The 22,378-nt window shown below is 68.5% G+C and carries 26 protein-coding genes; 9 read left to right on the top strand and 17 right to left on the bottom strand.

Features of this window, described 5'->3' with window-relative positions:
• Position 1: 1 nt before the first annotated feature.
• From ACFV9C_RS03930 to ACFV9C_RS03900, 7 genes are all read right to left on the bottom strand, one after another.
• Positions 2–562 carry a hypothetical protein gene (locus ACFV9C_RS03930; protein WP_380190557.1) on the bottom strand — a complete coding sequence of 187 codons (561 nt, stop codon included), beginning with the start codon at positions 560–562 and terminating at the stop codon, positions 2–4.
• Complete coding sequence (locus tag ACFV9C_RS03925) at positions 562–1,464, bottom strand: carbohydrate ABC transporter permease (protein WP_380190556.1); 903 nt, start codon at positions 1,462–1,464, stop codon at positions 562–564. Before ACFV9C_RS03925 ends, ACFV9C_RS03930 begins: the two co-directional genes overlap by 1 nt.
• The gene (locus ACFV9C_RS03920; protein ID WP_380190555.1) at positions 1,457–2,395 is read right to left on the bottom strand and encodes a carbohydrate ABC transporter permease; all 939 of its coding nucleotides are present in this window, start codon (positions 2,393–2,395) and stop codon (positions 1,457–1,459) included. The genes ACFV9C_RS03925 and ACFV9C_RS03920 overlap by 8 nt, the downstream gene beginning before the upstream one ends.
• Positions 2,392–3,666, bottom strand: coding sequence for an extracellular solute-binding protein (locus ACFV9C_RS03915; protein WP_380190554.1), 1,275 nt, complete (start codon positions 3,664–3,666; stop codon positions 2,392–2,394). Before ACFV9C_RS03915 ends, ACFV9C_RS03920 begins: the two co-directional genes overlap by 4 nt.
• A gap of 515 nt (positions 3,667–4,181) precedes the next feature.
• On the bottom strand, positions 4,182–4,910 hold the full coding sequence (locus ACFV9C_RS03910; protein ID WP_380190553.1) for a hypothetical protein: 729 nt from the start codon (positions 4,908–4,910) through the stop codon (positions 4,182–4,184).
• Positions 4,910–5,350, bottom strand: coding sequence for a hypothetical protein (locus ACFV9C_RS03905; RefSeq protein WP_380190552.1), 441 nt, complete (start codon positions 5,348–5,350; stop codon positions 4,910–4,912). Before ACFV9C_RS03905 ends, ACFV9C_RS03910 begins: the two co-directional genes overlap by 1 nt.
• Positions 5,351–5,388: 38 nt before the next feature.
• Positions 5,389–6,456 (bottom strand): substrate-binding domain-containing protein, encoded by a 1,068-nt coding sequence (locus ACFV9C_RS03900; RefSeq protein ID WP_380190551.1) that lies wholly within the window; start codon positions 6,454–6,456, stop codon positions 5,389–5,391.
• A 76-nt stretch (positions 6,457–6,532) separates the two neighbouring features.
• Between ACFV9C_RS03900 and ACFV9C_RS03895 the strand changes: the two genes are divergently transcribed.
• Both ACFV9C_RS03895 and ACFV9C_RS03890 read left to right on the top strand, forming a co-directional pair.
• Positions 6,533–7,150: a DUF624 domain-containing protein gene (locus tag ACFV9C_RS03895; RefSeq protein WP_380190550.1), complete on the top strand. Its 618-nt coding sequence runs from the start codon at positions 6,533–6,535 to the stop codon at positions 7,148–7,150.
• 60 nt (positions 7,151–7,210) lie between these two features.
• Positions 7,211–8,692 carry a DHA2 family efflux MFS transporter permease subunit gene (locus ACFV9C_RS03890; protein ID WP_380190549.1) on the top strand — a complete coding sequence of 494 codons (1,482 nt, stop codon included), beginning with the start codon at positions 7,211–7,213 and terminating at the stop codon, positions 8,690–8,692.
• Positions 8,693–8,723: 31 nt separating this feature from the next.
• Here the strand turns inward: ACFV9C_RS03890 and ACFV9C_RS03885 are convergent, their stop codons facing one another.
• The 4 genes from ACFV9C_RS03885 to ACFV9C_RS03870 form a co-directional block, all read right to left on the bottom strand.
• On the bottom strand, positions 8,724–8,909 hold the full coding sequence (locus tag ACFV9C_RS03885) for a hypothetical protein (RefSeq protein ID WP_380190548.1): 186 nt from the start codon (positions 8,907–8,909) through the stop codon (positions 8,724–8,726).
• A gap of 145 nt (positions 8,910–9,054) precedes the next feature.
• Positions 9,055–9,423, bottom strand: coding sequence for a hypothetical protein (locus ACFV9C_RS03880; protein ID WP_380190547.1), 369 nt, complete (start codon positions 9,421–9,423; stop codon positions 9,055–9,057).
• A gap of 9 nt (positions 9,424–9,432) precedes the next feature.
• The gene (locus ACFV9C_RS03875; protein ID WP_380190546.1) at positions 9,433–9,579 is read right to left on the bottom strand and encodes a hypothetical protein; all 147 of its coding nucleotides are present in this window, start codon (positions 9,577–9,579) and stop codon (positions 9,433–9,435) included.
• Positions 9,580–9,764: 185 nt separating this feature from the next.
• Positions 9,765–10,163, bottom strand: a complete 399-nt coding sequence (locus ACFV9C_RS03870; RefSeq protein WP_380190545.1) for a hypothetical protein — start codon at positions 10,161–10,163, stop codon at positions 9,765–9,767.
• A 151-nt stretch (positions 10,164–10,314) separates the two neighbouring features.
• On the opposite strand from ACFV9C_RS03870, the gene ACFV9C_RS03865 reads away from it, so the two are divergent.
• From ACFV9C_RS03865 to ACFV9C_RS03855, 3 genes are read left to right on the top strand one after another with little or no spacing between them, the layout of a single operon-like run.
• The gene (locus ACFV9C_RS03865; RefSeq protein ID WP_380190544.1) at positions 10,315–12,903 is read left to right on the top strand and encodes a Tex family protein; all 2,589 of its coding nucleotides are present in this window, start codon (positions 10,315–10,317) and stop codon (positions 12,901–12,903) included.
• Positions 12,904–12,961: 58 nt separating this feature from the next.
• Positions 12,962–13,492 carry a dihydrofolate reductase family protein gene (locus tag ACFV9C_RS03860; protein WP_380190543.1) on the top strand — a complete coding sequence of 177 codons (531 nt, stop codon included), beginning with the start codon at positions 12,962–12,964 and terminating at the stop codon, positions 13,490–13,492.
• A 10-nt stretch (positions 13,493–13,502) separates the two neighbouring features.
• Positions 13,503–14,057 (top strand): TetR/AcrR family transcriptional regulator, encoded by a 555-nt coding sequence (locus tag ACFV9C_RS03855; protein ID WP_380190542.1) that lies wholly within the window; start codon positions 13,503–13,505, stop codon positions 14,055–14,057.
• On the opposite strand, the gene ACFV9C_RS03850 is transcribed toward ACFV9C_RS03855, so the two are convergent.
• From ACFV9C_RS03850 to ACFV9C_RS03835, 4 genes are all read right to left on the bottom strand, one after another.
• A complete protein-coding gene (locus ACFV9C_RS03850) occupies positions 14,054–15,058 on the bottom strand; it encodes a hypothetical protein (protein ID WP_380190541.1) in 1,005 nt (334 codons plus the stop codon). The two genes, ACFV9C_RS03855 and ACFV9C_RS03850, sit on opposite strands and share 4 nt — an antisense overlap.
• 11 nt (positions 15,059–15,069) lie before the next feature.
• A complete protein-coding gene (locus ACFV9C_RS03845; RefSeq protein ID WP_380190540.1) occupies positions 15,070–15,582 on the bottom strand; it encodes a SigE family RNA polymerase sigma factor in 513 nt (170 codons plus the stop codon).
• Positions 15,583–15,654: 72 nt separating this feature from the next.
• Entirely contained in the window at positions 15,655–16,431 is a 777-nt protein-coding gene (locus ACFV9C_RS03840) for a GNAT family N-acetyltransferase (RefSeq protein ID WP_380190539.1), read from the bottom strand.
• A 335-nt stretch (positions 16,432–16,766) separates the two neighbouring features.
• Positions 16,767–17,168, bottom strand: a complete 402-nt coding sequence (locus ACFV9C_RS03835; protein ID WP_380190538.1) for a helix-turn-helix domain-containing protein — start codon at positions 17,166–17,168, stop codon at positions 16,767–16,769.
• Positions 17,169–17,230: 62 nt separating this feature from the next.
• Between ACFV9C_RS03835 and ACFV9C_RS03830 the strand changes: the two genes are divergently transcribed.
• Complete coding sequence (locus tag ACFV9C_RS03830) at positions 17,231–18,430, top strand: MFS transporter (RefSeq protein ID WP_380190537.1); 1,200 nt, start codon at positions 17,231–17,233, stop codon at positions 18,428–18,430.
• Here the strand turns inward: ACFV9C_RS03830 and ACFV9C_RS03825 are convergent.
• Positions 18,396–18,803, bottom strand: a complete 408-nt coding sequence (locus tag ACFV9C_RS03825) for a winged helix-turn-helix transcriptional regulator (protein ID WP_380190536.1) — start codon at positions 18,801–18,803, stop codon at positions 18,396–18,398. The genes ACFV9C_RS03830 and ACFV9C_RS03825 overlap by 35 nt on opposite strands.
• A gap of 64 nt (positions 18,804–18,867) precedes the next feature.
• Between ACFV9C_RS03825 and ACFV9C_RS03820 the strand changes: the two genes are divergently transcribed.
• From ACFV9C_RS03820 to ACFV9C_RS03810, 3 genes are all read left to right on the top strand, one after another.
• Complete coding sequence (locus ACFV9C_RS03820; protein WP_380190535.1) at positions 18,868–20,238, top strand: MFS transporter; 1,371 nt, start codon at positions 18,868–18,870, stop codon at positions 20,236–20,238.
• A gap of 278 nt (positions 20,239–20,516) precedes the next feature.
• On the top strand, positions 20,517–20,696 hold the full coding sequence (locus ACFV9C_RS03815; protein ID WP_380190534.1) for a hypothetical protein: 180 nt from the start codon (positions 20,517–20,519) through the stop codon (positions 20,694–20,696).
• The gene (locus ACFV9C_RS03810) at positions 20,693–21,016 is read left to right on the top strand and encodes a hypothetical protein (protein WP_380190533.1); all 324 of its coding nucleotides are present in this window, start codon (positions 20,693–20,695) and stop codon (positions 21,014–21,016) included. The genes ACFV9C_RS03815 and ACFV9C_RS03810 overlap by 4 nt, the downstream gene beginning before the upstream one ends.
• A gap of 240 nt (positions 21,017–21,256) precedes the next feature.
• On the opposite strand, the gene ACFV9C_RS03805 is transcribed toward ACFV9C_RS03810, so the two are convergent.
• Positions 21,257–22,009: a hypothetical protein gene (locus tag ACFV9C_RS03805; RefSeq protein WP_380190532.1), complete on the bottom strand. Its 753-nt coding sequence runs from the start codon at positions 22,007–22,009 to the stop codon at positions 21,257–21,259.
• Positions 22,010–22,378 lie beyond the last annotated feature (369 nt).

The raw sequence follows: 22,378 nt of genomic DNA, 5'->3' as shown, positions 1-22,378 counted from the left end.
TCTAGCGCCGCAGAGCGTCGTACACATCCCGCACGAAGTATGTGTCCGCCAGCGCATCGTGGATCGCGTACGACGACTGGTCGATCCCGACCGCGGCAGCCATGTCCCCGACCTCGGCGGTCGGAGCGGCCTTGGTCCGTCCCAGCAACTGGCTGATCACGCACACGAGCCGGAAATCCCACGGAACGTCGGGCGCGGCACCCACCATGCCGTGCCGATCCATCAGATGCAGTACGTCGGTGGCGTCCATCCACGGCGCGGCGCCGACCCACACCGGCTCGTCGGCGGTCAGGTCGGCCATCAGCTGCGCCGCCTCCCGGCCGCCGCACACGTTCTCGTCGGAGCCGTTCAGCGACGGGTGGCGGTGGAAACGGCTGATCTCCAGCGCCCGTTCCGTCGAGGTCGACAAGTCGAGTTCGTCCAGCTGGATGAAGCGGTTGTACGCCGTTTCGCGGCCGTCGTTCTCGCGGCGGATGACCGCGAGTTGCCAGATCTGGCGGCCGTCCGGGAGCCAGGGCTCCCGGACGCTCGTGGTTTCCAGGTCGACGAAGACGATCGGCATCAGCCCTTGATCCCGACGTTCGCCATACCTTCGACGAAGCGTTTCTGGGCGAACACGAACAGCACGATCATCGGCAGCGTTGCGAGCGCCGTACCCGCCATCAGGTACGGCCACTGGATCTCGGCCGGGTTCTGGGAGAAGATCGCCAGCCCCAGCTGCAGCGGGCGCATCTCGTCCGAGGTGGTGATCATCAGCGGCCAGAGGAACCCGTTCCAGGCGGCCTCGATCTGGAACACCGCGATCGTGATCAGCGCCGGCTTGATCAGCGGTGTCATGATCCGCCAGAAGATCCCGAACTCGCCGAGCCCGTCCACCCGCGCCGCCTGCGCCAGCTGGTCCGGCAGCGACACGTAGAACTGCCGCGCCAGGAACGTGAACAGCGGCGCCGCGCCGAGCGGGATGATCAGACCCCACCACGAGTTCAGCCAGCCGATGCCGCCCTGGCCGAGGATGTTGTTGCCGCCGAACAGCGGGATCGACTTCACGATCAGGAACAGCGGCACCAGGATGATCTGGAACGGCACCATCAGCAGCACGATGAAGTAGTTCAGCAACGCCTTCCCGCCGCGCAACGGGAGCTTCGCCAGCGCGTACCCGGCCGTCGTACAGACCGCCAGCGTGAACGCGGTCTCGCCAACCGCGATGAACAGGCTGTTCCGGAAGTACCGCAGGAACGGCGCGGTCTGCATCGCCTCGACGAAGTTCCGCCAGCGCAGTTCGGACGGCAACCAGCTGAACTTCGCGATCTCCCCGTTGCTCTTGAACGCGGTCAGCACCATCCACACGAACGGCACGATCATCAGCAGCGCGCCGGCGGTGAGTACGACGTACAGCAGGATCCGCCCGGCCCGCGCCGTCGGCGGCTTCGCGGCACCGACGGCCGGCAACGAAACGCTAGTCATTGGTATCCGCCTTCTGGAGCAGGCGTCCGGCGGCGATGAAGATCGCGATCACGATCATCATGATCACCGTCTCGGCGGACGCGTAGCCGAGTTTCAGGTTCTGGAACGCGTTCTGGTAGATGTCCATCACCAGCACCCGGGTCGACGAACCCGGGCCGCCCTGCGTCATCACGTACACCAGGTCGAACACCTGGAAGGTGCCGACGATCGACGTGATCAGTACGAAGAACTGCACCGGGCCGATGGCCGGCCAGGTCACGTTGGCGAACCGTTGCCAGCGGCCCGCACCGTCCAGCTGGGCGGACTCGACCAGGTCGCGGGACACGCCCTGCAGCGCCGCCAGGTAGATGATGATCTTGGTCCCGAGGCCCTGCCAGATCCCGACCACCATCAGCGACGGCAACGCGGTTCCCGGGTTGGCCAGCCACTGATTCGGGGCGAATCCGAACAGGCCGAGGAACCCGTTGGCCAGACCGGAGCCCGGGCTGTAGATCCACAGCCAGATCGTCGCCACCGCGACCGTGGCGGTGACCGTCGGGATGTAGAACGCGGTCCGGAAGAAGCCGAGACCGCGGATCTTCTGGTTCAGGCCGATCGCGACCGCCAGCGAGACCGCCATCGAGATCGGGATCACCACGATCGCGTACAGCACGGTGTGCCACAGCGACGCGCCGAAGTTGGGGTCCCGGAACAGGTCGGCGTAGTTGCGGAAGCCGACCCAGTCGAAGGACTCGCCGAAGCTGTAGTCGGTCAGGCTGAGGACCAGGACGGAGATCACCGGGAGGACGATGAAGATGCCGGAGTGCAGCAGCGCCGGCGCGAGCAGTGCCCAGCCGGCCCGGACCTGGTTGCGGATCAGCGCGCGGCTGTCCTTCGACGACGCCGTCCTGCCGGCCGTCGTGAGCGCGGGGCGTTCGAGAGTTGTGCTCATCTGGACTGTCCTGCCAGGTTGTGCAGCACCTTGGCGGGATCCTTCTCGCCAAGGACCGCCTGGGTGAGCTGGATGTCGAAGTTGCCGCGCATCTCGAGCCAGTTGCCCGGTACTTCGTTCTCGTTGACCGCGTACACCAGACCGTCGGCGACGAACTGGCTCAGCGGGTTCGATTTCGCCTGCGGCGAGTTGCTGGCGTCCTTGTAGGCCGGGACCTTCTTGTTCAGCTTGGCGATGGTGTCCAGGCTGGACGGCTTGGTCAGCGACTGGATGAACGCCCAGGCCGCGTCCTTGTGCCGGCTGCGGGACCCGATCGACGCCAGGTCGCCGCCGACGTACTCGATCTCCTTGCCGCTGTCGAAGCGGAAGAACTTCAGGTCGTCACAGTTCTTCTGGCCGATGCCGTCCGCGGAACAGTCCACGCCGCCGTTCACGATGCCCATCGCGGCCTCACCAGTCAGCACCAGAGGTTGCTGCGCCGCGTTGGTCTGCCCGTACGGCTGCACGTTGTTGATCATCGACTTGATCCACAGCAGCGTGTCGAGGCCCGCCTTGTTGTCGAAGTTCGGCTCGCCCTTGACGTACAACGGCGTACCGGTCGACGCGAGGAAGGTGGTGAACGACTGCCGGAAGCCGGTCGCCGACGCGAGGTCGAAGCCGCTGCGGGTGATGTTGCCGTTCTTGTCCCGCTTCGTCAGCTTCTCGGCGTCGGCCTTGATCTCCTCGAGCGACGTCGGCGGCTTGTTCGGGTCCAGGCCCGCCTCGATGAACGCGCTCTTGCGGAGCGCCACCGCGCGGGCGTCGGCGACCAGCGGGTACGCGTACAGCTTGCCGTCGTACGTGACCGCGGGGATCAGCGCCGGGGTGCTCTTCTCCTTGATGAAGTCGGGCGTCACGCCGTACTTGCCGAGGTCCTCGAAGATCCGCTTCGACGCGAACGGCTGCACCCAGCCGACCCCGGTCACCATCACGTCGTACGGGATGCCGGCCGCGATCGACGTCGACATCTTCTCGTTCAGGTTCTTGTACGTCGCGAAGTCCGGCTCGACCTTCATCTTCGGATAGGTCTTGTGGAAGTCGTCGACGACCTTCTGGAACGCCTCCCGCCCCTTCGTACTGGGCGGGAACGACGGAATCAGCACCCGCAACGTCCCGGTCGCCTCCGCCGGGGGCACCCCGTCCGTGCTCTTGTCGATCACCCCGTTGCCACAACTACTGACCACAACGCTGAGCGCAGCGGCCAGCAGAGCAAGTCCCACACCACGTCTCACAGGGCAACTCCTTCGCGGCCTGTCCTTCCAAGTGCAGCGAAGGTATGGGTAAGGGCTTTCCCAGTCAATACCTCACCGCTCGAACGATCACATTCGATCAAACCGGAACCAGACCGATCGCAGTTCCGCCCGCCGGCCCGGCAACTCGAGCGATCAGCGCTGCGTCTCAGGCCCTGCCGCTGCTGCCCGACGCCCGAGGTTGCAGCCCCACGCGAGCCCTGCCGATCCTCCGACAGCCGCGACGCGGACGAGAGCGGCCTCGAACCCGTCAGCCCGGCACGCGCCGCGGCAGCAAGATCCGGCGGCAACGCCGACGCATTCGGCTCATGCGGCACCTGCGGTTGCTGCTGCCCACGCGGACCTGTCGACTGTCCCGGAGACTGCGCCTGCTGAGCGCTGCGGCCCTGCTCTGCCGCACGCCCACGCTGCACCTGCTGCTCCGGAGCAGGCATGCTCCACTGCTGCTCCAGTGCCCGCACCTCGTTGTAGCCGGCCTGAGCTGCCTGGGCACCTGCTTAGGCCGACTCGCGCCGGAGCTTCCGGTCGTCCGTCTTGTCGATCGCGTCGACGTCCGCGAACGCAGGCTTCATCGCCGCCTCGATCCGTCCAATTGCGGCTGGCCGCTCCTGATCGGGCACCAGTTCAGGCAGGTTGCTGTTGTCATAGACGAGTTCAGCCGCGACTCGGAACTTCTGTTCGGCGTTGACAACAGCCAGACGATTCACTACATCGCCCGACTCCAGACCAGACCGCCGGCCGATCGTCTCTGCGAACCTGCCTGCAGCGGGGGTGAACTGCTTGTAGGACGGCTTCGCATCGGCTGAGCTGATTCCTGGCGCGATGTCCTCAAGTCCGAGATCGTCGATGTGCTGGTCCAGTTCGGTGTGGCTGTAGACCTCGGTGATGCCCTCTTCCAGCGCGCGAACCGAAGGGTTTCGAAAGGCTTGCTCGGCATCCCCGTGCTCGCTTCCTTCGGCTGCGAGCAAGTGCGTGTTCTCGTGCAGCACCGTCTTGACCGCTTCGCGGTACGACTGCAGAGTCTCCGGATCCTGGTTGTACACCCTGGCGTTGGCGAACATGTCCTTCAATGGAGTGTTCACCGTGTCATCGGCGTACTCGATGGTGTGGTCCCACCTCGCGACGCCTTTGACTTTGCGTTCGGGGGCAGCACCTGCAAGCCGACCGTTCCAGGACAAATGGTGCGCACCAGATACCCGGACGGCGGCGCGGTGCTGCTCCGCCATCAACTCCCGATAGCTGGCAACGCTCGTCTGCTCTCCGACTGCAGTGACAGGACGAGCATGTAAAGAGATTCGTTCAGCCCGAGAATTGGTGCCCGCTCCGTGGGCGGCACGGCGTCGGAAATCCGGCCGATCTCAGCCATCCCGGCCTCGAGGCGGGCGATCCGCTCCGCAGGCGTTCCGTGGTCCTCCACTGCCTCGGAGTACACCCGCATCGCGGCCGTCATCGCCGGCGAGCTCGGCTCATCGATCGAGTCCTCCGCGAGGATGCTCTCGACGTCGGCGATGTCAAACTCAGCGGACCGCCGGTCAGCAGGGTCGTCGATGGTGGCCGCCAACCCCTTCAGATGCGCAATGGCCGCAGGGAGCCAGTCCGGCAATGTCTTGGCGTCCAGAACATCGAATACCGGCTCGTACTCCGCCCTGAATGCTTCGTAGTCCACTGCTCGCCCCTTGCTCCGTTCTCAGAATTCCTCTCACGTTACCTGGTGGTATAGGCCTCTGCTGTGCCGCAGGAGGTTCGGGTGTTGAGGGTGGGGAGGAGGCTTAGGTGTTGGGTGGGGGTTTGGGGGGACTCGAGTTTGCGGAGGAGGAGGTCGCAGGCGGTTTCGCCGAGGGCTCGGCGGGGTGGGCAGACGGCTGTCAGGGGGACTACGGCGAGGGAGGCGGTGACGTCGTTGTAGGCGATGACGGCGAGGTCTTCGGGGACGCGGAGGCCGAGGTCCATGGCGCGTTCTACCAGGCTGGCGCCGTGTTCGTCGGAGTGGACGAGGACGGCGCGGCTGCCGAAGGACTCGCATTCGGCGAGGAACGCGTCGAGCTGGGCGACTGCGCCGGGGTCGTCGCCGCGGGCGGGGAGGTCGACCGGGGAGAGGAAGACCTCGACGCCGAGGGCTTTCGCGGCGGCCTCGATGCCGAGGCGGAGCCAGTATGCCGTGACCGTGGCCTGCAGGTTGATCGCGATCCGGCGGTGGCCGAGGGCGACGAAGTGCCGCAGCGCCAGCATCGCGCCGTACACATGGTCGGTCCGGACGTGGTCGTACTCGCGGCCCACGTCCGGGAACCCGAACGCCCGCTCCATCAGCACCACCGGTACGTCGATGTCGTCGAGCCGGGAGTCCATCCGGTCCGCGTCGCCGTCGCCGAGCGCCGTACTGATCAGCAGGCCGGCGACCCCGATGCCGAGCACCTTGTCCAGCCGTTCACGCTCGGTGGTCACGTCGTACCCGGAGACGCCGAGCACCAGGCGGGCGCCGTACCGGTCGGCGATCGCCTCCGCGCCGCGGATCACGTCGGAGTAGTACGACGTGGCGCTCGGCACCACGATGCCGATCGTGAGCCGGTTCCCGGGGCTCGCCTGGTCGGCGGCGGAGGTCCCGATCGCGCCGCCGTGCACGCGGCGGAGCAGGCCGGCGGAGTCCAGTTCGGCCAGGTCCCGGCGTACTGTGATCGCGGAGACGCCGAGCTCGTCGACCAGATCGGCGACCCGGAGCCGCCCGTGCCGCCGCAGGCTGCGCAGGATCAGCTCGTGGCGCTCCTGTGCAAGCATGCAGCCCCCTGATCTGTCAGTGATTGTTCGTGATCATACGATCAGGACCCGCCCGGACGGAACGAGGAGACGATCGGTGCAGAAGGCCAACCGGACGAGTGCCGCGCTGACCAAGCTGGCGGTGGTCGGTGATCTGCTGATGCTGCAGCTGGCGTTCCTGGTGATCAGCGTGGGCGTTCTGACCCTCTTCCCGGCGGCGTTCGCGCTGCAGCGGGTGCTGCCGGACGCGATCAGCCAGGAGCGGCCGAAGTTGCTCCGGCGGTTCTTGGCGGAGTTCCGGCTGATGATGAAGCAGCACTGGCTGCCCGGGTTCGGCCTGTGGACCGGCGGTCTGATGCTCGCGTTCGGCATCTCGTTCTGGGCGTACGCCGCGGGGCCGGTGCGGATCGTCGCGCTCGCGATCCTGATCCCGCTCACCGGCATGATCCTGGGGCTCTACCTGAGCGGTCTGGCGATCCTCCCGGAAGCACCTGCCACGGCCACGATGAAGACACTGTTCAAGTCGGCCAACCTGTTCCTGCTGCGCCGGCCGCTTCCGGTGGCCGGCAGTGTGGTCATTCTGCTCACCTGGTTCGCCCTGGCGTCGCAGGTGCCGACCCTGCTCGTTGTCGGGAGCGGCCTGGTCCCGGCGCTCACGGCGTACTGGCTGTCTCGACCGCGGCGGCAAAAAACTTCTGAAGACGTGTCAATCTGAGCTCTCCCGGTTCGACGTAGAGGTGTAAGGCCACTACGACGAACTGCAAGGAGAACCGGAATGTACGCGACGACCGAGACCCTGGCGACGACGCCGGCCGCGCAGGGCGGCCGCTCGCGCTGGCTGGCGCTCTACACACTCTGCGCCGGCATGTTGATGATCGTCCTCGACGTGACCGTGGTGAACGTAGCCCTGCCCGCCATCCAGGACGACCTGGGCTTCACGAGCTCATCGCTCGCATGGGTGGTCAACGCGTACCTGATCGCGTTCGGCGGGCTCCTGCTGCTGGCTGGTCGCCTAGGTGACCTCTTAGGCCGGCGGAACGTCTTTACGACCGGGCTGGTCGTTTTCACCGCAGCCTCCGTGCTGTGCGGCCTGGCACGCTCGCAGGAGGTGCTGGTTATCGCACGCTTCATCCAGGGCGTCGGTGGTGCACTGACGTCCGCAGTGATCCTGGGCATGATCGTGACGCTGTTCCCCGAGCCGCGGGAGCAGGCTAAGGCGATCGGCATGTACGCGTTCGTTGCGTCCGCCGGCGGGTCCATTGGTCTGCTGGCCGGCGGCGTACTGACGCAGGCGATCAGCTGGCACTGGATCTTCTTCGTGAACCTGCCCATTGGCGTACTGACGACCGCCCTGGCGGTAAAGCTCATCGAGAAGGACAAGGGCCTCGGGCTGGGACGCGGTACCGACGTACCGGGGGCTGTACTGATCACCGGTGCACTGATGGTCGGCGTGTTCACGATCGTGAAGCCCGCGGCCGAGCTGGGCTGGACCGCTCCGCGGACACTGGTCCTGGCTGGAGTGACACTGGTGCTGCTGGCGCTGTTCATCGTCCGTGAGGCGACTGCCGCGAACCCTCTGGTCCCGCTGCGCATCTTCCGCTCCCGCACGCTGACCGGCGCCAACCTGGTCCAGGCGCTGTCCAGCTCCGGGATGTTCGGCATCTTCTTCCTGGGCTCGCTCTACCTGCAGCGTGTGCTCGGGTACGACGCCCTGGAGATCGGCCTGGCCTTCCTGCCGACCACCGTGGTGATGGGGCTGCTGTCGGTGAAGTACTCCGAGAAGCTGGTCATGCGCTTCGGCCCGCGCCGCCCGCTGATCGCCGGGCTGTCGCTGATCGTCGTCGGGCTGGCCCTGTTCACGCAGGCGCCGGTCGGTGGCAACTACTTCGTCCACGTACTGCCCGTGCTGGCACTGCTCGGCCTGGGCGGCGGCATCTGCTTCCCGGCGCTGATGGGCCTGTCGATGTCCGACGTGAAGCCGGAGGACGCCGGCCTGGCATCCGGCCTGATCGGCACCATGGGCGAGGTCGGCGCCGCCCTCGGCCTGGCGATCCTGGCCACCCTGTCCGCCACCCGCACCGCCGCCAGCACCAAGTCCCCCCTGAACGCCCTGACCGACGGCTACCACTTCTCTTTCGCCGTAGCCGCCGCCATCGTGGCCGCCTCGGTCGCCATCGCCGTGACCGTCATGCGCCCCGCCAAGCAGTCAGCCGTAACGGAAGACCCCGAACCCGAACTCCTCTGCGAAGCCGCCTGACCCTCCACCCCACCGAACTCCCCGTGCCCACTCACGGGGAGTTCGTCGTACCAGCGGAATACCACTTCCACCAGGCAAGCCCCCGACGGCGCGCGCCGATCGTGAGCAGTACGAGCGCTGCCGGGAACGCCAGGGTGCCGCTGACGAACAAGGCGCCGTACGCCAGGCGCCTGTCACGTTGCGCGATCCAGCGCTCCGTGTCGCGCCGCGCGAGCACGACTGAGGGCTCCGAGGCTCGGTAAACCAGCTGGAGCGGCGTCGCGTAGCGCGTCCCGCTCCGTGGCGCCTGCGAGCCGTCGCGACCACCAGCGCCGGCACTCCGAGCCACGTGGGCCCGCGGCCGGGCCAGTCGACGTTGTTCGTCATTTGCGGCGTACGAGCAGCATCGTGGTGAAGAACAGGAGGCTCAGGGCAAGGCCGATGAGGATGCTGTGCGGACGGTCGAGGAACCACCTGAGAATCAGGTAGAAGCCGCAGATCATCGTCAGCAGGCTGAACGCCCGGAACTGGACGGGGTGATTGCGTTCCCAGCGCATGCTGCGGTTCTTGGTTGTCTCCGGTGCAATCGCGGGCAGGAGCATGATGACTGCCAGGAGGACCGCCCACAGGATGCTCTCGAAGGTGTGGAGAAGCACTGCGCGCACGATGAACGACACCGGCACCACCACTCCGAGGATTCGGTTGAGGAGTGGTGGGTGGTAGCTCTCGACGTACCTGGTGAACTGCCCCATTCGGCTCCTTCAGGGGGTCGTGCGGCGTTGTTTGATGAGGACAACCAGGCTTCGGGCGACCATCAGGCAGACGGTTCCGCCGAGGATCGTGACGGCGAACTGCCAGTCGTCGCCGATCACGACCACCGCGGGAACGGAAGCGGCGGCCAGGAACACCAGGGGTCGTCAACCAGGCGAGAACCTTGTGCTTGTCCGACCAAGCCCCCGCCCGCCCGTCGTACACGCTGCGTGGCGCGATCGCGTACAGAGCCGTCGTGAGCGGCCGGGCCTTTGAACGGCGCGGCGTGCGATGGCGTCGTCGAAGGGCAGGAAGCGGTCAGCGAGTCGTCGTACGGCGTTCCTCACGACCGGACTGCCCGGGCGGAGCGCAGGCGGCGGAATCGGACCCAGGCGGCGCATCCCGTCACGGCGAGGGCTGCTGGAACCCCGATGTAGAGGCTGGTCAGTCGGCCGAGGAATTGGGAGAGCACCACGAAGAACCAGGCGATGCCGAGCACGCAGAAGACCGCGACGCCGACGACAGGGCGCCGGTCCAGGGCCTCGACGACGGCGCGGTGTCGCTTCGGGGCGATGCCGGCCGGCAGCCAAATCGCAATGAGCAGTACGGCGATCAGAGTCTCGTCGAGCTGCCGGGCGAAGATCGCGTTCACGACTGCGGCGCACGGCGCGATGATCAAGAACCCGCGCCTGAGGAGCGGCGGTGGATCGCCGCTCTCGACGTACCTGCTGAACTGGCCCATGTATCCCCTCCCCAGCGGGATGATCGCATGGGGTTGTCCACAGGGGAATGGGACGGGTTTCGGGGTGGGGGGTGGGATGGGGAAGGATATGGGGTCTGGCCGGGGCAGAATGCTCGGTGGTTGGTGGACGTAGAGGGGAACGGACGTGGTCGTGCAGTCGATCGAGCAGCGGATCGCCGACGAGTTGGAGGTCGGGGAGAACCAGGTGCGGGCAGCGGTGGCGCTGCTGGACGAGGGCTCGACGGTCCCGTTCATCGCGCGGTACCGCAAAGAGGTCACCGGGATGCTGGACGACGCCCGGCTGCGGACCCTCGAGGAACGCTTGCGGTATCTGCGGGAGCTGGAGGAACGCCGGCAGACCGTGCTGGAGTCCATCGACAGCCAGGGCAAGCTGGACGACGTGCTGAAGGAGCAGATCCTCGCCGCGGACACCAAGTCCCGACTGGAGGACATCTACCTGCCGTTCAAGCCGAAGCGCCGGACGAAGGCGATGATCGCCCGGGAGAACGGGCTGGAGCCGCTCGCCGACGGGCTGATGGCGGACCCGGACGTCGAGCCGATCGCGGCCGCGGCCGTGTTCGTGAACGCCGAAGTACCCGACCCGCAGGCGGCCCTCGACGGCGCCCGGTCGATCCTGGTCGAGCGGTTCGCCGAGGACGCGGACCTGATAGGCGAGCTCCGCGAGCGGCTGTGGGACCAGGGCCGGCTGGCGTCCGCCGTCCGGGAGGGCAAGGAGACCGACGGCGCGAAGTTCTCGGACTACTTCGAGTTCGACGAGCCGTTCACGAAGATGCCGTCGCACCGGATCCTGGCGCTGTTCCGCGGTGAGAAGGAGGACGTGCTGACGGTCTCCGTCGAGCCGCTGCCGGCCGGCGTCGAGGTCGACGGGCCGACGGAGTACGAGACGACCATCGCCCGCAAGGTCGGCGTCGAGAACCAGGGCCGCCCAGCCGACAAGTGGCTGGTGGAGACGGTGCGCTGGGCGTGGCGGACGAAGATCCTGGTGCACCTGGGCATCGACCTGCGGATGCGGTTGCGTCAGGTCGCCGAGGACGAGGCGATCCGGGTGTTCGCGGCGAACCTGCGTGACCTCCTGCTGGCCGCCCCGGCCGGTACCCGCGCGACGATGGGCCTCGACCCGGGCTTCCGGACCGGCGTGAAGGTCGCCGTCGTGGACGCGACCGGCAAGGTCGTGAACACCGGCGTCATCTACCCGCACGTCCCGCAGAACCAGTGGGACAAGTCGATCGCCACCCTGGCCGCGCTGGCCGCCGCGCACGACGTCGAGCTGATTGCCATCGGCAACGGTACGGCGTCGCGCGAGACCGACAAGCTGGCCGCCGAGCTGATCGCGAAGCACCCGGAGCTCAAGCTCACCAAGGCGGTCGTGTCGGAGGCGGGCGCGTCGGTGTACTCGGCGTCGGCGTTCGCGTCCCAGGAGCTGCCCGGGATGGACGTGTCGCTGCGCGGCGCGGTCTCGATCGCGCGCCGGCTGCAGGACCCGCTGGCCGAGCTGGTGAAGATCGACCCGAAGTCGATCGGCGTCGGGCAGTACCAGCACGACCTCCCGGAGAACTCGCTGTCCCGTTCGCTCGACGCGGTCGTCGAGGACTGTGTGAACGCGGTCGGCGTCGACCTGAACACGGCGTCCGCGCCGCTGCTCACCCGGGTCTCCGGCATCACGCCGGGCCTGGCCGACAACATCGTCCAGCACCGCGACGTCAACGGCCCGTTCACGTCCCGTACGGCGCTGCGCGAGGTGGCGCGGCTCGGCCCGAAGGCGTTCGAGCAGGCGGCCGGCTTCCTCCGGATCCCCGACGGCGACGACCCGCTCGACGCGTCCAGCGTGCACCCGGAGGCGTATCCCGTCGTACGGCGGATCCTGGACGCGACCGGGTCGGACGTGAAGGCGCTGATCGGGTCCGCGGAACTGAAGCGGCTGAAGGCGGCGGACTTCGTCGACGACATGTTCGGTCTGCCGACCGTCACCGACATCCTGGCCGAGCTGGAGAAGCCCGGGCGGGACCCGCGGCCGGCGTTCAAGACGGCGGTGTTCGCGGAGGGCGTGGACAAGATCGCGGACCTGAAGCCGGGGATGCGGCTCGAGGGCCAGGTCACGAACGTGGCGGCGTTCGGCGCGTTCATCGACATCGGTGTGCACCAGGACGGGCTGGCACACGTGTCGGCGTTGTCGAAGAACTTCGTGAAGGAGCCGAGCGAGGTCGTCAAGGTCGGGGACATCGTCACGGTCAAGGTGCTGGAGGTCGACATCCCGCGGCAGCGGATCTCGCTCACGCTGCGGCTCGACGACGAGGTCGGCTCCGGTGGCTCAGGTGGTCGCGGCGGTCAGAACCGCGGAAACCAGGGCGGGGGTCAAGGCGGCGGCCGCGGTGGTCAAGGGCAGGGGCGCGGTCCGGGCGGCGGCGCAGGTCAGGGCCAAGGACCGGGCGGCAGCAGTCAAGGCGGCCGCGGCTCGCGCAGCGGCGGTCAGGGCGGCGGTCAGGGCGGCGGTCAGGGCGGCGGCGGTCAAGGCGGCCAGGGCCGAGGGTCGGGTGGCAGTCAAGGCGGCCGGGGCCCGGGTGGCGGCGGTCAAGGTGGTCAAGGTCGGGGCACAGGTGGCGGCCAGGGGCGCGGTGGGTCCGGCGGTCAGGGCAACCGCGGCGGCCGGCAGGCCGACACCCCGATGGACGAGACCTCGCTCGCGGACGCCTTCCGCAAGGCCGGCTTCACCGTCCGCTGATGTCGAAGGGGGCCGGCCAGGTCCGACGTACCGGGTAAATCCAGCGAGGAGGAGCCTGATGCGCGACCTGGCCGTCACCCAGAACATCACCGTCGACGGGGTGATCGAGGCCGGTGACTGGTTCGGCCCGGCCGACGGTGGCCCGGAGGTACTCGAGGCGCTCCGCGAGCAGATGGCGCGGGCGGACGGGTTCCTCACCGGGCGGGTGACGTTCGAGCAGATGCGCGGCTTCTGGCCGACGCAGACGGACGACCCGACCGGGATCTCGACGTACCTCAACAAGGTCCACAAGTACGTCGTGAGCTCGACGCTGCAGGAGCCGGGCTGGGCGCCGACGACCGTACTGCGCGACCTGGACGACGTACGCCGTCTCAAGGAGGCCGCCGGCGGCGAGATCGTCTGCACCGGCAGCATCGACCTGACCCACCAGCTGATCGCCGCCGGCCTCGTCGACGAGTACCGCCTGTTCGTCTACCCGACCGTGGTCGCGACCGGTCGCCGCCTGTTCCCCGAAGCACAAAAGTTGTGCTTGCAGAGCTGCACGTCGTTCCCGAGCGGCGTCGCCCTGCTGATCTACCGCCACCGCTAACCTTGACAAGGTGTCAGAGAACCAGCCGGTACGTCACCGCCGCACGGATGCGGAGCGCAGTCGTACGGCGATTCTGGCCGCAGCGCTCGAACTGCTCGACGAGCACCCGGACGCCGGTCTGGAACGGATCGCCGAGGCCGCGCACGTCACCCGGCAGACCGTGTACGCCCACTTCCCGTCCCGCGACGCCCTGCTGAACGCCGTACTCGACGAACTCACCGCGGACACGTTGCGGGCGATCGACGACCTGGACCTCGACCACGGTTCGGCGTTCGGCAACGCGCTCGGGCTGATCGACCTGACCTGGCGGGCGTTCGAACGGCACCCGCTGCTGCGGCACGTACCGGCCGGCCGCCACGACCCGGTGGCGGACCGCCTCGAGGAGCTGATCCGCCGCGGCCAGCGCGAAGGCGAGATCACCCGCGAACTGCCGGTGCACTGGCTGGTCAGCACACTGATCTCCCTCGGCCGCACAGCCGGCGACTCGATCGCGGCCGGCCGCCTCACGGCGCGGACCGCATACAAGACGCTCCACACCACACTCACCCGGGTCCTGCAGCCCTAGTCGTTGACGACCTTCAGGACCTTCCCGTGCTTGTCGTACGCGGTCAGCTTCGCGTCCGGGAGGCCTTGCTTGTCACCGTTCAGCCAGGCCACGGCGTACCAGCCGTCGGTGACCGTGATGTCGTGCTTGCCGCCGGCCACGGGCTCGATCCGGATCCTCGCGATGCTCGACGCCACCCGCCCGCTGGCCAGGTACGCCCAGCCCGGGCAGGACCTGATCGTCGCGCACTGCTGACCGCCGGGCAGGTCGAAGTTCTCGTCGAACGGCTGCGGAGTGAGCGTCGCGACCTTGTAGATCCCCGACCCGGGCTCGGCGGCCGGCGTCCACTTCGAGCGCAGCTCGCACCCGGCAACCAGCCGACCTGACGGCGACTGCGCGATCAGCGACGCCCCAGCACCGGGCTGGGTTTCCCGGGCGATCACCTTCCACTTGGTCAGGTCGCTCCAGAACTGCACCGAGCAGTTGCGGAGCTGCTCGGCCTCCGTCGTCGGCAGCGGATCCTTCTGCGCGGCCGCGATCAGCGCGGCCGACGGCCGGTCGCCACCGGGAATCGTGCACAACGAGGCGGCGGCGGGATCGCCTGCCGTCAACTGCCGTGTGACGGTCATCGTCGTCTGCCACGGAAAGTTCAGGCGGAACGGCTGGTGGTACTGCGGATACCTGACCTCACACAGCCGCATCGCGTCGGCCCTCGACAACTTCAGGCCGATCCCCGCCTCGCCACGCGGGACGCCGGGTACGGCCGTGAAGTCGGCCTGCTTGGTCGTGGTCACGGGGGTACGCGGGCCGCTGACCGCCGGTTGGTCGGAGGTCGTGCCGAGATGCGGCAGCAGGCCGGCCGCGACGGCGACCGCCGCGACGCCCGCGATGCCGCCGCCGGCCGACAGCATCCTTCGCCGGCGACGGCTGCGCCGGCCGCGGGCCAGCAGGTCGTGCCCGTCGATCGGGCGCAGCGGGTCGGTGTTCGCCAGCCGCCGGAGTTCGGCGCCGATGTCGTCCATCTCGTTCTCCTTCACCGGGCCCGGCCGATCTGCCGGTTCCGATCGATGGCGTCCCGGAGAGTCTCGAGGCCGCGGGCCGACTGGCTGCGCACCGTACCGGCTGAGCACCCGAGGATCGCGGCGGTCTGCTCGACCGACAGGTCCTCGTAGTACCGGAGTACGACGCAGGCGCGCTGCCTGGGCGCGAGCGTGCCGAGTGCGGTCAGCAGCTCGTCGCGTGCGGCCTGCTCGGCGGCGTGATCGCCGCCGAGCCGGACCTGGTCGGTCGGCAGGTCAGCGGTCGGCACTTCCCGGCGCCAGGAGCGCCGGCCGCTGTCCAGGGCCGTGTTGACGACGATCCGCCGCGCGTACGCCAGCGGATTGCCGTGCCGGTCGATCTTCGTCCACGACCGGTAGAGCTTGACCAGCGATTCCTGTACGACGTCGTCGGCCCGGTGCCAGTCCCCGCACACCAGGAACGCAGTACGGCGCAACGCACCGCCCGCCGCTGCGACGAACTCGACGTACTCCTGGTCCCGGTCCACCCGTCGTCCTCCCGCTCTCCGCTTGTCCCCCTCGATACGAGCTGGGGAGGTCGCGGCGTTGCATCGGGCGGGTCAGCGGAGGTCGGCGAGGTGCCCGCCCGGGTCACCGAGGTGTACGGCGGTCGCCTTGGGCGCGTAGCCGAGCCGGCGGTACACGCGGTCCGCGCCGTCGTCACCCGGGGTCAGCCAGGCGAGAGTCGCGCCGCCGAGCTCGAATGCCTTCGCGGTTGCGTACGCCGTCGCGATGCCGCCATACCCGCGGCGTCGGTGGCTGTGGATCGTGCCGACGCCGGCGATCTCGGTCACCCCGTCGGCGACCGCGGTCCAGGCGGCGGTGGCGACCGGTACGTCGTCGACGTACACCAGGACCGCCCCGCCGTCAGCCGGATCGGGCTTGAAGGCGAAGCCGGAGCCGGGCATCTCGTACGCCTCCGAGGAGACCGCATCGGCAATCTTCTGATCGGCCTCGGACACGACGACCCGCACCGTCACGCTGCCTGACAGTTCGGGGACGATCAGGTCGGCGGGCTCGACGACGAGGAGTGGCAGGCGGGAGACGATCGTCATGCCGTTCGCCTCGAGGGCCTCGGCCAGGCCGGGGTTCGCCTCCTCGACCAGCTCCGCGCTCAGCCAGCGCCCCTCGGCAGCGAACGCCTGGCGGATCGTCTCGAGCGCCCACGGAAGGTCGTCCACGCCGAACGGCTCCCCCGGCTCGGCGGCGACCATCGTCGACAGGTACCAGTCGTCCCGGTCGTGCAACATCCCCGCCAGCGGCCCCGCGACAATCTGCCGCCGCGACCGCCCCAACCCCTCCACCTGCGCCCGCGCAACCCGCGCCCCAATCTCCACACCGCGGACCCTACGCGACCCCCACCCCACCGTCAGCCGAGTTCCCACCGGCCCGCCGGCGGCGGAGGAGAAGCGCGGCGATCACCCGCGGGGGCGGGTCCGGGGCGGCGCGGGGCGGGTCCGGGGCAGGGCGGCGCGGGGCGGGTCCGGGGCAGGGCGGCGCGGGGCGGGTCCGGGGCGGGGTCGGGGCGGGTCCGGGCGGGTCCGGGCGGGTCCGGGCGGGTCCGGGTCCGGTGCCGTGGGGCGGCCCTCCCACAGTCCGGGCGAGGGCGGCAGCCCTCCCTCACCGGTGGATGGGGCGGCTGTGCGCTTCCCGCATTCCCCCGGCTGGGCGGTTAGTCGGCTAGTTGGACGAGGTCTAGGAGGCGGTTGAGGTCGGCGGGGGTGGGTGGGTGGCCGAGGAGGGATTGGAGGGTGTCGAGGGTGGTGATGAGGTCTCGGCGGGCGGTGGCGTGGGGGCGGTTGAGGGTGGCGAGGACTTCGTTGGCTCGGTCGGAGGTGGCGACGAGATCCGCGGCGGCCGACGGGGGCGGGGCGGGTGCTTCGTCGTCGATGCGGATTTCGAGGCGGGCGCCGAGGGCTGTTGCGAGCCGGTCGAGGGCGGCGAGGGTTGGGTTGCCGCGGCCGTTCTCCAGGTTTGCGATGTACGGCACGGACAGCCCCGCGTCGACCGCCACCGACGCGATGGTCCGGCCGGCGGCCTTCCGGCGGTCCCGCAGTACGTCGCCAAGCTCCATGGGACTTATTCTCACAAAACAGTCTTGCTGATGTCTATCTCCTCAAGATAGATTCTCGAGCCGTGAGGAACCGAGACTTCCGGCGGCTCTGGCTCAGCGGAGCTGTCTCCGGCATCGGATCGTGGCTGCTGGTGGTCGCGATCCCGGTGTACGTCTTCACGCTCACCGGCTCCACCGTCGCGACCGGCCTGACCCTGGCCCTCGAGGCGCTCCCAGCGCTGCTCGTCGGCCCATGGGCGGGCGTACTCCTCGACCGCTGGGACCTCGCCCGCGCGATGTGGATCGCCGACCTGGTCAGCGCCGCCACGGTCGCGCTGATCCTGTTCGCCGACCGCGACCGCGTCTGGCTCATCTACCTCGCGATCGTGCTGGAAAACACCGCGACCACCGTCTTCCGCCCGGCCGCCCGCGCCCTCCTCCCGGCCGTCGTCGGCACCGGCGACGAACTGGCCGCGGCCAACGCCCTGAACGCCGTCACCGGCAGCATCCTGCGCCTGGCCGCGCCACCACTCGGCGCCCTGCTCCTGGCCGGCCCCGGAATCGAGTTCGTACTGGCGCTCGACATCGTCAGCTACCTCCTGTCCGCAGCCGTGATCGCCACGGTCCACACCCGCCGCCATGCGACCACCGCCGTACCGCCGCGCCCCCTCGAAGGCCTCCGCGCCGCCGTCGAACACCGCGCCCTCCGCGGCATCCTGATCGGCCAAACCGTCTTCCTGACCGCGAACGCCGGCCTCACCGCGCTGCTGGTCCCGTTCACCGTCGACCGCCTGCACGCTCCCGGGTACGTCGTCGGCTACCTGATCTCCGGCCTCGGCGCCGGGTATCTCGTCGGCGCCGCCCTCAGCACCCGCGCCACCCGCCTGCTGGGCATCCGCGAGCTCCTGACGATCACCCAACTCGCCAGCGCCGCGGCGTACTTCGCACTCTTCAACGCCCCCAGCGTCCCGATCGCCGTCGCCGCGGCGGTCCTCATCGGCTTCCCCGGCAGCATCCTGCTGATCACCGCCGGTACGACGATCCAGCGCGCGGCCCCGTCGGAGGTCCTGGCGAGCGTCGGCGCGATCTTCTTCGCCGCGGACTCGCTGGCGCTACTGATCGGCGGGCTGGTCGCGCCGGCGATCACGCTCGCGATCGGCCTGCCGACCACGCTCAACCTGCTGGCAGCGCTGGCGGTCGGCGCGGCCGGGCTGACGCTGATCGTCGTACCTCGGCACCCGGCAAGCTTCACGAGACCGCGTCGTACCTCGCCCGAGCCGTAGCGATCTCGGCCTGATGGGTCTCGGTCCAGGTGACGAGCGCCTGGATCGTCGCATGCAGCGTCACGCCGAGCGGCGTGAGCTCGTAGTCGACCCGTGGCGGCACGACCGGGTGGACGGTCCGGCTGACCAGTCCGTCGCGTTCCAGCTGCCGGAGCGTGACCGTCAGCATCCGCTGACTGATCCCGTCGATCGTCTTCTTCAACTCCGTGAACCGCATGCACCGGTTGTCCAGCAACGCGATCACCAGCAGTGACCACTTGTCCCCGATCCGATCCAGGATCTGCCGGACGTCGCAGTCCTCCCGGGTGTCCCACTGGAACGCCTCCTCGGTACAGCAGGAGTGACTCGGTTCCTTTGAAGTGCCTTCTTCCACAATTCCTGATGGTTCCTGATGATGGGGTCAGTTACAAGAGGTAACCATGAGAGGAAGCACTCCTGTGTCGTCAACCATCACCCCGGAGCGCCTGACCGGCCGCGCCTGGGCCGTGCTCTTCGTACTCTGCGGCGCGATCTTCCTGGAAGGCATCGACGTCTCGATGATGGGCGTCGCGCTGCCTTCGATCCGGGCCGAGCTCGGCCTAGCCGTCGGCGAACTGCAATGGATCGTCAGCGCCTATGCGCTCAGCTACGGCGGCTTCGTACTGCTCGGCGGCCGCGCCGCGGACCTGCTCGGCCGGCGCCGGATGTTCGTCAGCTGGCTCGTGGTCTTCCTGTTGTTCAGCGGCCTCGGCGGATTCGCCACCGAGGGCTGGGTGCTGATCCTGGCCCGCTTCGTCACCGGTATCGCGGCCGCGTTCCTGACTCCGGCCGGACTGTCCATCATCACCACGACCTATCCAGAGGGACCGCAACGCAACAAGGCCTTGCTCGTGTACGCCGGTACCGCGGCCGGTGGGTTCTCGCTCGGGATGGTGACCGGCGGACTACTCTCCGCCGTCGACTGGCGATGGGTGTTCTTCGCGCCGGTGATCGTCACGGCGGTCCTCCTCGCCGGGGCGATCGTGCTGATCCCTCGTGACACCGCGGTCCGGAACCACGGCGGCTTCGACCTCGGCGGCGCGCTCACCCTGACCGGCTCGATGCTCCTGCTGGTGGCAACCGTCGTCCGTGCACCCGACGCACCGGCGGCCCAGACCCTGACGACAGCCGTCGGCGGCCTCGTACTGCTGGCAGCCTTCACGCTCATCGAGCGGCGAGTGTCCACACCGTTGATCAGACTCGGACTGCTGGGCAACGCCGCCCTGGTCCGAGCGAACCTCGGCGCGGTCCTACTGGTCGGCTCGTTCACCGGATTCCAGTTCATCGCGGTGCTGTACCTGCGAGAACTCCGCAACTGGTCGGAACTGGAGACCGGGCTCGCGCTGATGGTGATCGGCATCGACGCGGTCCTCGCGCCGACCCTCACACCGTGGCTGGTGAACCGGTTCGGCGGCCGGCGGGTGGTGCTCGGCGGGTTCGTTCTCGCCGCGATGGCGTACGGCGCGTTCCTGCCGCTGGGGCGGACCTTCGCCGCGATGCTCCCGGCGTTCCTGCTCCTCGGGATCGCGTTCGCGCTGACGTACGGCCCGTTGACGATCGCCGCGACCGAACGGGTGGCGGAGCACGAGCAGGGGCTGGCGAGCGGAGTACTGACGACGTCGTTCCAGTTCGGGTCCGCGCTCGGCCTGGCCGTGGTGGCCGCGGTCCTGGCCGGAGAACTGACCGTCGACGAGTTCCGCGCCGGTCTCACGGTGCCGTTGGCAGCCGCCGTACTCGGAATCCTGGTCGCCGCCGTACCGGTCCGTAAGCAGGTGCGCGCAAAGGGTTAGCAGGACGTCATAGATTTCGCCTGCCGTCGAATAACCCGGGGCGTCTCCGAATCGTTATCGGTCAAAAGCTGCAAACATTCTTGACACCTTTCCTGAGGGGTTGATGACACTCCGGAGACGGCGTTGACCTGCACGTTCGAAGGTTTCCCTACTCTGCGTCAAGGCTCTGTAAAGGTCCCTACCGAAGTGTTCCGAAGGGGCTGTCAGGTTTGGTGTTCTTTATCTCAACACCGGACAAAGCCGTCCGGGGTGAGACCGAGACTGCCGAAGGAACCGCGATGACCGAGACGCTCGAAGCCCCCGCAACGCACCGTCGGGTGCGGGTCTGGTTCGGCGCGCACCCCATCGCGGACCACACCGCCGACGCGGAGCAGGCAGTGCAGTACGAGGAAGCCATGCGGCGCCGCTTCGCCTCCCTCCGGGTGACGAGCGAGCCGGTGGTGGACGCGGCACGATGACCACCCGGCCGACGCTGCTCGGGTACGTACGGGCCGACGCGCTGAGTTGCGCGGAGGAACTGGCCGCGGCGACGGATTCCCTCGCCGCCTTCGCCAGCGCGGAGGGATTCACCCTCGGGACCGTGTACACCGAACGCGACTCGGCCGAGTCCGCAGCCTTCCACGCACTGCTCGACGAGGTGAAACGCTCGGACGTCCGGGCGGTCGTCGTACCGACGATGAACCATCTCGGATTCGGGAACCCCGGCGGCTCTCCGGCCGCACTGCAGCAGCACCTCGAGTTCCACCACGCGCATGTGTGGGCGGCGGATCCGAGATAACTCCACAGACAAGCGGAGCTGACGTCTTGACCCCTGCATCGGCGTCGGTTCCGCTCTCCACCTCCACAGCTGCACCGGGGATGCCCGGGCGGTAGTGGACCACCAAGGCCCCACCGGCTGCTACCGGTGGGGCCTTGTCGTTGGTTTACGGAAGGAAAGAAAAGAGAGATGTGGGGGGTGGGGCCTTGTCGTTGGTAGGGGAAGAGAAGAGTTGTGAGGGGGTGAGGCCCCGTCATGTGGTTAAGCGACGATCTTGTAGCCGTAGCGTTTCATCTCGTTGGCTACGGCGGTGTTGAAGATGCCGGTGACCTCGAGCTTGAAGTGCAGCTGGACCTTTCGGATCACCCGTTGGAAGTGCAGGTGCCACGGGACCCCCGCCGCCGGTACCGTCTCCGCCTTCGTGATCGCCCCGACCCGCGGATGCGCCGCCCACGCGACCACCCGCGCCCGGTCCGCACCCCACACCCCGGTCATCGCGTCATGCGTCCGCGCGTACGCCATCGCCGCCAGCGAGATCGTCGAGTCCGGCACCGGCTCCTTCGGCGGGTGGGCCTTCAGGTACAGCTCCCAGGTCATCCCGTAGTACCCGGGCGGCCCGTCGTCCTTCCCGCGGTTCGCCAGCCCGTTCAGCTTCCGGTGGTACTCCGCCACCTGTACGGCAGCGCCCCGCGACAGGTCCTTGTCACCGACCGCGATCCCGTGCACGTGGTACGGCCAGTTGCCCTGCGCCGGCGTCCGCAGCCAGGCGGCGAACCCGACCTCGCGGAGCGCCTTCACCACGGCCACCCGCTGCGCGGCGCTCTTCGTCCGTACGTCGACGTCCACCGCACCGCCGCCGTCGTGGGTGCCGGCGGAGGCCTCGACGCCGCCGGCGTTGTACGAGCCCTGCAGGATCGCGAACTTCGAGTGGTACAGCCGCTCGGCGGCCTCGACCATCGCCACGGTGCGCTTGTTCATGGTGAACCCGCGCCAGCTGATCCTTGCCTCAGGCATCTAATTCTCCGGACCCGAGCAGGACGTCGGCGTCGTCGGCCGCGCCGCGCGCCTCCAGTTCGTCCAGCTGGTCTTCGGTCAGCTCGTCGTCGAACACTTCCGGCATGGCGGATCCTCCCCGCGCACCGACCCCCGGTGCGGCGAAATCGGCGTACAGCGTAGGCCGCTGCCGGGTCAGGGACCCTCGAAGGTTTGAGGAATGTCAAGTTTTCCGACGAGTTCGCGTGCCAGGGTGTGTGGGCGGGCCGGATCTGGGGTACCTGTAGGTGGTCCCGCGGTTCGGTCAGTGCCATTCGGGCATGGGTGGTGTTCACCGAGCCGCGAGTTCTCCCACTGAGGGGCGGGAGAACGACCGGCGCGGCGGGTGTG

This window comes from Kribbella sp. NPDC059898 (assembly GCF_042730855.1).
Classification (GTDB): domain Bacteria; phylum Actinomycetota; class Actinomycetes; order Propionibacteriales; family Kribbellaceae; genus Kribbella.
Note: the sequence above shows the minus strand (reverse complement) of the source record. Positions and strands in the feature narration are given on the sequence as shown.